Annotated in this window: 7 protein-coding genes, 12 tRNA genes and 2 rRNA genes; all 21 read right to left on the minus strand. The window is 46.0% G+C overall.

All coding sequences use genetic code 11. The annotated features are described in order from the left end of the window. Positions 1–36 precede the first annotated feature (36 nt). Positions 37–552 carry a GNAT family N-acetyltransferase gene (locus HQN88_RS17575; RefSeq protein WP_337995199.1) on the minus strand — a complete coding sequence of 172 codons (516 nt, stop codon included), beginning with the start codon at positions 550–552 and terminating at the stop codon, positions 37–39. A 184-nt stretch (positions 553–736) separates the two neighbouring features. Continuing rightward, a complete protein-coding gene (locus HQN88_RS17580; RefSeq protein WP_173114680.1) occupies positions 737–1,684 on the minus strand; it encodes an acetylxylan esterase in 948 nt (315 codons plus the stop codon). Between the two features lie 495 nt (positions 1,685–2,179). Further along, a tRNA-Gly gene (locus tag HQN88_RS17585) sits at positions 2,180–2,250 on the minus strand. Positions 2,251–2,268: 18 nt separating this feature from the next. Beyond that, positions 2,269–2,345: transfer RNA gene (locus tag HQN88_RS17590), tRNA-Pro, on the minus strand. Between the two features lie 20 nt (positions 2,346–2,365). Continuing rightward, positions 2,366–2,442 (minus strand) — tRNA-Arg (locus HQN88_RS17595). Positions 2,443–2,448: 6 nt separating this feature from the next. Further along, positions 2,449–2,523, minus strand: a tRNA-Gly gene (locus tag HQN88_RS17600). A gap of 102 nt (positions 2,524–2,625) precedes the next feature. After that, positions 2,626–3,324, minus strand: coding sequence for an AIM24 family protein (locus HQN88_RS17605; protein ID WP_173114684.1), 699 nt, complete (start codon positions 3,322–3,324; stop codon positions 2,626–2,628). 28 nt (positions 3,325–3,352) lie between these two features. Continuing rightward, positions 3,353–3,808: an SH3 domain-containing protein gene (locus tag HQN88_RS17610; protein ID WP_173114687.1), complete on the minus strand. Its 456-nt coding sequence runs from the start codon at positions 3,806–3,808 to the stop codon at positions 3,353–3,355. A 57-nt stretch (positions 3,809–3,865) separates the two neighbouring features. Then, entirely contained in the window at positions 3,866–4,492 is a 627-nt protein-coding gene (locus HQN88_RS17615; protein ID WP_173114690.1) for a GyrI-like domain-containing protein, read from the minus strand. A 132-nt stretch (positions 4,493–4,624) separates the two neighbouring features. Beyond that, the gene (locus HQN88_RS17620; protein WP_056620645.1) at positions 4,625–5,134 is read right to left on the minus strand and encodes a ferritin; all 510 of its coding nucleotides are present in this window, start codon (positions 5,132–5,134) and stop codon (positions 4,625–4,627) included. Between the two features lie 113 nt (positions 5,135–5,247). Then, positions 5,248–5,499, minus strand: coding sequence for a DUF1450 domain-containing protein (locus HQN88_RS17625; protein WP_173114693.1), 252 nt, complete (start codon positions 5,497–5,499; stop codon positions 5,248–5,250). Positions 5,500–5,653: 154 nt separating this feature from the next. Next, positions 5,654–5,733: transfer RNA gene (locus tag HQN88_RS17630), tRNA-Leu, on the minus strand. 58 nt (positions 5,734–5,791) lie between these two features. Continuing rightward, positions 5,792–5,867: transfer RNA gene (locus tag HQN88_RS17635), tRNA-Lys, on the minus strand. A gap of 20 nt (positions 5,868–5,887) precedes the next feature. Continuing rightward, positions 5,888–5,964, minus strand: a tRNA-Asp gene (locus HQN88_RS17640). A gap of 31 nt (positions 5,965–5,995) precedes the next feature. Then, positions 5,996–6,072: transfer RNA gene (locus HQN88_RS17645), tRNA-Met, on the minus strand. A 73-nt stretch (positions 6,073–6,145) separates the two neighbouring features. Further along, a tRNA-Val gene (locus HQN88_RS17650) sits at positions 6,146–6,221 on the minus strand. A 26-nt stretch (positions 6,222–6,247) separates the two neighbouring features. Continuing rightward, positions 6,248–6,322, minus strand: a tRNA-Glu gene (locus HQN88_RS17655). 34 nt (positions 6,323–6,356) lie between these two features. Beyond that, a tRNA-Ser gene (locus tag HQN88_RS17660) sits at positions 6,357–6,448 on the minus strand. Between the two features lie 29 nt (positions 6,449–6,477). Next, a tRNA-Asn gene (locus HQN88_RS17665) sits at positions 6,478–6,553 on the minus strand. A gap of 5 nt (positions 6,554–6,558) precedes the next feature. Beyond that, positions 6,559–6,675, minus strand: a 5S ribosomal RNA gene (gene rrf, locus HQN88_RS17670). A 70-nt stretch (positions 6,676–6,745) separates the two neighbouring features. Further along, positions 6,746–6,867: ribosomal RNA gene (locus HQN88_RS17675) — 23S ribosomal RNA — on the minus strand; the annotation flags it as partial.

The following is a 6,867-nucleotide window of genomic DNA, read 5'->3' on the forward strand; positions in this document are numbered from 1 at the left end:
TTCCTATGTAAATGCACATAAAAACAGCCACTCTTCTCAGAGCAGCTGTCGATACACCTCGGTAAACAGGATTTCTTTACAAGGAGCAAACTCATCTTCCGTCATTGGACTAGGATAACTCATGATGTGGAGCGGCAATTTCGGTTGCCCTTTTCTGAGGGGAGGCTGGGCATAAGGAAATAGATTCAAATGGAATCCGCAGCGTTTATAGAATTCAATTCTCCGCGTAGCATCTGACGTAGTCGGAGGCTCGACTTCAAGAACGATAGGCGTATTCCCACTACTCATATACGTCGTCAGCATCTTTTTGCCAATCCCGCCGCCTCTTATGGCAGCGCCCACAGCAATATGTTCCACAAATCGAAACGTGCTAAAGTTCCAACTGGCCAAGAATCCAAGCATCTGCCCCTGAGCATCTCTCTCGATATCGATTCTGTAATTAGGATGAGATAGCAGCGCCTGCTGACCCTCATACGTCCTTATTTCTGTTTCTGGAAACGCGGCTTCCATCAATTCGAATACCTCTTCAAATGACTCCTCTTTTACCATCATCCGTCAGCACCTTCCTTCTAGTTAGTAATAGGTTATCCAACTGAGCAGCTTCTTACTTCTTATGTAGCTAGATGAACGAGAACGACTTCATCAGTTCACATGGACAAAAACCCCACCTTACGGATCAAGAAGATCTCAGCGAAGGCAGGGTATAGCAAGCTTGATGTGACACTTGTTTCAGTCCTTACCATTTGGAGAAAAAAGCATGTGCCATTGCATGGGAACCAGGAGGTGTCGCATGCCCCATGAAGGGATACACTTCAATCGATTTATGTGGGGATTCAATTCGGTTATACGCAGCGAATATCGCTTCTGGTAAGCAACACGTATCCTTCAATCCTACCGTAACGTGAACAGGCTGCTGAAGACGATCACCTAGGTTCATAATATCAAAATAAGAAACCGTTCTCAGTACATCAGGCAGATATTCTGGGAACCGGGTAACCAAATCTGCTGCCTCACTAAGCGAACTAACCGAATTCAACAGGCCTAGATCCATGTGACATAGATTCGGCACGTGGGCAATCGTTGCCCGAATGCGCTTCTCAAGCGCAGTTACGAGTAGGGCAAGCCCTCCGCCTTGGCTTCCACCGTATACGAATACACGCTCACTGTCGATTTCTGGCTGCTCTAACGCACATTGCACAGCACGTAAGGAATCGATCGCAACTGCTCGGTAATAGCTTGTCTCCGCATCGAGAATCCCTTGCGTAATCCATCCCCTCGTCATACCGGTCTCCTGTGGCAGTAGGTTACCGCTATCGCCGCCTTGCCCGCGTACATCAACCGCAAGTACGGCATACCCCATAAGCAGCCAGGCTGCATGATCCTCGGGTCTTCCTTTGGAGCCCGTATAGCCTGGGAATGTAACAATACAAGGTACCTTCTTAGACTTGCTCTCTGCATTAGGCAGTAACAACCATGCATGGATTGGTGTTTCCGCTGCACCCTGCAAGATAATCTTATTCACTTCCGCTTGTACAAAAGCTGATGCCACCGTCTCTCTTGTATAGGATGCTCCTTGCGTAGCTTCCGCATATGCGCGCTCCCAGAAAGCAGCCAGATCAGCCGTCGCTGTTAACTCCGAATGATACTTGTGTAATCCTTCAATACGATTTTCAATAGCGTTCATTTCGGTAAGTCCCCTTTGCATGTTTTTCCCATTTTAACCTAGATATACGACTATGACTATTGGAAAATTTGAAAGGGATAGAAGTAGTAGCCTCAATTCTTTTGCGTCCCCAGGCTGGGTAGATTTGAGCGATTAAATGGATTTCCTACATCTATATCTGAGTAAAACTAACCTTTGGGGAGTTTAACTGGATTTCCTACATCTAATTTCACTCAAAATGTCCCGTTAGGCGAAATTGGCCTGAAATAACGGGAGGAAATCCAGTTAGTTTGCGAAATGCCATGATCTCGCTTGAATTAGCTGCAGAAAATCCAGCTATTCGATTAGCCAGGATTCCCCGTGGCTAGCGCCGATTTTTGTACCTTCACTAGCGCCAAGGAGCAACGCCTTAACGCCATAACCCACGTTGGTAACAATTAATAAGGGTAAGCTTCGCTTACTCGAAAAATTATTATATACGAAAAAGACCACCCGAAGGTGGTCCATTTCATTGTAAGCGGGCGGCGGGAATCGAACCCGCGCGATCAGCTTGGAAGGCTGAAGTTCTACCATTAAACTACGCCCGCATATAAAAAATTCTAAAATGGTCGGGACGACACGATTTGAACATGCGACCCCCTGCTCCCAAAGCAGGTGCTCTACCAAGCTGAGCTACGTCCCGTAGTAAGTATAAAGTGTAAATGGCGCGCCCTGAGAGATTCGAACTCCCGACCTTTTGATTCGTAGTCAAATACTCTATCCAGCTGAGCTAAGGGCGCAAATATTGGAGCGGAAGACGGGGATCGAACCCGCGACCCTCGCCTTGGCAAGGCGATGCTCTACCGCTGAGCCACTTCCGCACGGTGTCATTTCTCTTTCGCTCAGCAAGTGTTTCTCTGAGGCGACAAGGAATAATATATCAGGTATTCAAAACAAATGCAACTATTTTTTATATTTTTTTATTATTTTATGAAAACGCCGCCAAATGGCAGAACTTCCCGAGCTATGCGGCGCAGCAAGCTATCCGATTTCATGTGCTCGTCCAACTTAGGATCCGGCTTACAAGGCTGCATCAGTACATGACCATGCCCTGTAATCTCCCAGTGATAATTCATGTGCTGACTTGCTAATGTATTGCCATATACACAAAGACGTAGATTTGCCTGCCGTGGATACGCTACGAGACAGCTAACATCTATAAACAAAGGCTGCTTCGGATCTAAAGCCATCTGGTGCAAAGGACCGGCTGTTAATAAACCTAGCGTACCGGGGCCATGAAATTGCATTTTGACAAGATCCTGCGTGATCAACGTATTCTTGACGCTCTGCAGGTGCGTTGTAAAGGTCACACCCTCCGTATAAAAGAGAACATGACGAAATTCAAACAATAGATCATCTTCCGCTTCTAAAGGCACTACCGCCAAACTATACGCTTCTGGCAGTCCCATAAGTAGTTGGCCTGGACCTCTAACGCGCGATTGAATCAATCGCTTCTTCCTGTACATGCCTGGAAGTTTCATCAAAGCATCCTCGCGCAGCTCTGGCATCCCTTGAAACGCTACAATTTGGTTGGGATGAAGCACATGAACAGCTTCGCCATACTCAAGCTGCAGCGTAGCCATCCTAGCTTGCAAGCTCGCATTTTCAAAGATGACCTCCATGACACAACCAACCTCCTCCACTGGTCTGCTAACGCAGCCCACGTTTCTGTCTACGCCAAACGAAGAAACGAAACACACGTCCAAGCAAGAAATAGCCTACAACCAATGCGGCTGCCGTAAACGCCATGTACGTTATTTTGCGATTTCGGTTATCCTTATCCAGTGCAACTTGTTCCATCGCCTTTAACCGTTCTTGCAACTGCTCGTTGTCCTTCTTAAGTGCCTCGTTCTGACTGAGGAGACGATCCTCGATTTCTTGAGACTGCTTAACGGCTTCCGACAACTTGTCCTTCTGCTCTTCTAATTGCTGCTTCGTAGCTTCATAATCCTTCTGGATTTGTTCTACATTGCTTGGCAATTGGTAGATTTCTTTTACCCGATCCAACCAAGAGGCGTGAGCAGCAGGCGTTGGGTACATGAACCCGATGATGATGATAAGAACACCAATAGCTCGTCCAAACCTAGATATACTACGCATTTGCACCCGCTATCCCTCCCCCTGGTTGGCTGCTCGACATTATGTTCTATTTTACAGCAAAATTCACCCCACCACCACTTCTATCGCTTGAACGGGATATCGCAATATCGTTTTCATTTTCGCAGGATCAATCTTCCTCGGGTCTGATAAGTATATCTCGTGATGAAGTCCACGGTAGCTGAGCTGCTCCTGTGCAATGAAATGCTCCATTTGTGCCAGTGTTTCCGGTTCTGTCGCATACGGCCCCACATGCAGCATCTGGACACAGAGTCCTTCATGCAAAGTTTCATATCCAACATCCGCAATAATCTTAAGCTCCTTCTTCTTCGCTAGTGCCGCACTACGTGCCTCTTCCACGAGGTCCTCCGTTACAAATACCGGCATCCGAATCAACAGCTTCCAATGCCACTCCTCTCTCGGCACGTCTAACGCAGTTCTAGGATCGCCATCCACCCACCACTGCCCTTCTAACTTCGGTACAGTAAAATCTTGCTCTGCCTTCTTACAAAAGCCCTTAACGCCATAAGCGACCGTATACAGCGCTTCTGTTACGTTAGCAAAGGTCGTACCATTGGGGTCCCCTTTCCCTACAATTGTGACGTAAGAAATAGGTTCAAATTCAACAACTTGAGGCTTCGTTGAGGCTGAGTAATAATTTTTATAAGTCTTGGCTAGATCTAATTTCTCCATGATGTACTTCCTTTCTTTTTTCTACTACTATACATAATTAACCCTGACAACCGTATGGCAACAAACAGAAAAAACTTACCTTCCGCAAATTTGCGAAACAAGTAAGTTTTTTCTCATGAATAGGTTATGTAATTATTCCGCAGCTGGCGGTGTGAAAGAACGTTGTGCAAATTCCGCATCCAACATATAGAACGCATTGCTATCTTTATCGATACGTTTCAACTTGTTGATGATGCTATCGAACATCGCTTCTTCTTCAACCTGCTCGTCAATGAACCATTTCAAGAACTGCATAGTCGCATGCTCTCTATCATTCAATGCCAAATCGGATAGATGATAAATCCGTTTCGTTACTTCTTGCTCATGCAGGTAAGCATGTTCAAATGCATCCAAAATCGATTCGTACTGATTCACAGGCGTGTTCATACCAGCAAAGCTGACTTTTTTCCCACGGTCATTAATAAATTTAAAAATCTTCATGGCATGGAACTTCTCTTCTTCTGCTTGTACCTTAAAAAAGTTTGAAAATCCATCCAAGCTTTCCGCAGCGCAATAACCAGCAATAGCTAAGTAGACGTGCGCGGAATAAAACTCATAATTCATCTGCTCATTGAGCGCTTCTGTTAGTGTATCGTTTAGCATCTGTGCACACACCTTTCTGTATGGTTATCTCTTGCGTATTCCCCATACATACAAGATTAACAGAATTGTGCATAGAAATACAAACGGAAGTAACAATTTCAGCAAATTTAGGTTCAAGCTGTCACACTTTTGGCCTTAGATGCCGAGATTATTTCCTTAAGTTGAGCATACAAATGGTCTGGTGACTCCGCACAAAGCAGCTTCTTCTTCCCGATCATCGCAATACATTCTTTCTTGCAATGTCTACAATTGCCGAGGCAATCTTTCTTCTTCTGCTTCAAGTCCGGGAATTCATTCTTAATGGACTTATATATTTGTTTGGATCCGAATTTCTCATTTCTGCAGCAGTATTTAATCGTTTTCAATTGCGATCTCCCCCCGCCATTAACGTAAATCACTACTACTTGATATTAGTGATAATAATAATCAATGTCAACCATATTTTAGATATGCATGTACGCAAAAAAAGAACTCTCTTCGATCCCGGCTAAGGAATGAAGAAAGCTCTTTTTGTTTGGATGCGCGTAGAGGGACTTGAACCCCCACGGTCGCCCGCTAGATCCTAAGTCTAGTGCGTCTGCCAATTCCGCCATACGCGCATGCTGGTAATCAATCTGAGAGACTTTAGTCTACGCCTAAAGATCCCTATGAATGAAATGGTGAGTCATGTAGGATTCGAACCTACGACACCCTGATTAAAAGTCAGGTGCTCTACCAACTGAGCTAATGACTCATATTGTATTTCATAAAAAATGGCGGAGCTGACGGGATTCGAACCCGCGGTCTCCTGCGTGACAGGCAGGCATGTTGGGCCACTACACCACAGCTCCACACTATGTAATTCTCCTCTAGATAAGAGGTTGGTTGCGGGGGCAGGATTTGAACCTGCGGCCTTCGGGTTATGAGCCCGACGAGCTACCGGGCTGCTCCACCCCGCGACGTTACTAGCATGATATTTTATTATTCCCAGACAAAATTGAAGACATTCTAATTTTTTCTGAGTAGATAAAATGGTGGAGGCTGACGGGATCGAACCGCCGACCCTCTGCTTGTAAGGCAGATGCTCTCCCAGCTGAGCTAAGCCTCCATGGGATAAATCTTACTAGCAATTGATGGTGACCCGTAGGGGACTCGAACCCCTGTTACCTCCGTGAAAGGGAGGTGTCTTAACCACTTGACCAACGGGCCTCGAAAACAGGCTTTTCTAGTTTAAAAGCTCTTATGGCGGAGAGAGAGGGATTCGAACCCTCGAGACGCTTGTGACGCCTACACGATTTCCAATCGTGCTCCTTCGGCCAGCTCGGACACCTCTCCATAAAAAAGGCCTGGATTTTAAAAATAAATGGCTCCCCGAACAGGACTCGAACCTGTGACAACTCGATTAACAGTCGAGTGCTCTACCAACTGAGCTATCAGGGAACAATGCTTGGCAACGTTCTACTCTCCCAGAACCCTGCGGTTCAAGTACCATCGACGCTGGAAGGCTTAACGGTCGTGTTCGAGATGGGAACGCGTGGATCCCTTCCGCCATCATCACCAAACAGTCAAAGCGTTTGTTTGCGCCTTGAAAACTAGATACGAAACTTCAACGTAAGTCTTACTCTTAGGAATTTGGTTAAGCCCTCGACCGATTAGTATTCGTCAGCTGCATACGTTGCCGCACTTCCACCTCGAACCTATCAACCTCGTCGTCTACAAGGGGTCTTACATACTGGGAAATCTCATCTTGAGGG

Source organism: Paenibacillus qinlingensis (assembly GCF_013204845.1).
In the GTDB taxonomy this organism is placed as follows: Bacteria; Bacillota; Bacilli; order Paenibacillales; family NBRC-103111; genus Paenibacillus_E; species Paenibacillus_E qinlingensis.

Coding starts and splice junctions, on each gene's coding strand:
- HQN88_RS17605 (WP_173114684.1), bottom strand. CDS start 3,324: ATGGAGGTCATCTTTGAAAATGCGAGCTTGCAAGCTAGGATGGCTACG.
- HQN88_RS17575 (WP_337995199.1), bottom strand. CDS start 552: ATGATGGTAAAAGAGGAGTCATTTGAAGAGGTATTCGAATTGATGGAA.
- HQN88_RS17580 (WP_173114680.1), bottom strand. CDS start 1,684: ATGAACGCTATTGAAAATCGTATTGAAGGATTACACAAGTATCATTCG.
- HQN88_RS17615 (WP_173114690.1), bottom strand. CDS start 4,492: ATGGAGAAATTAGATCTAGCCAAGACTTATAAAAATTATTACTCAGCC.
- HQN88_RS17620 (WP_056620645.1), bottom strand. CDS start 5,134: ATGCTAAACGATACACTAACAGAAGCGCTCAATGAGCAGATGAATTAT.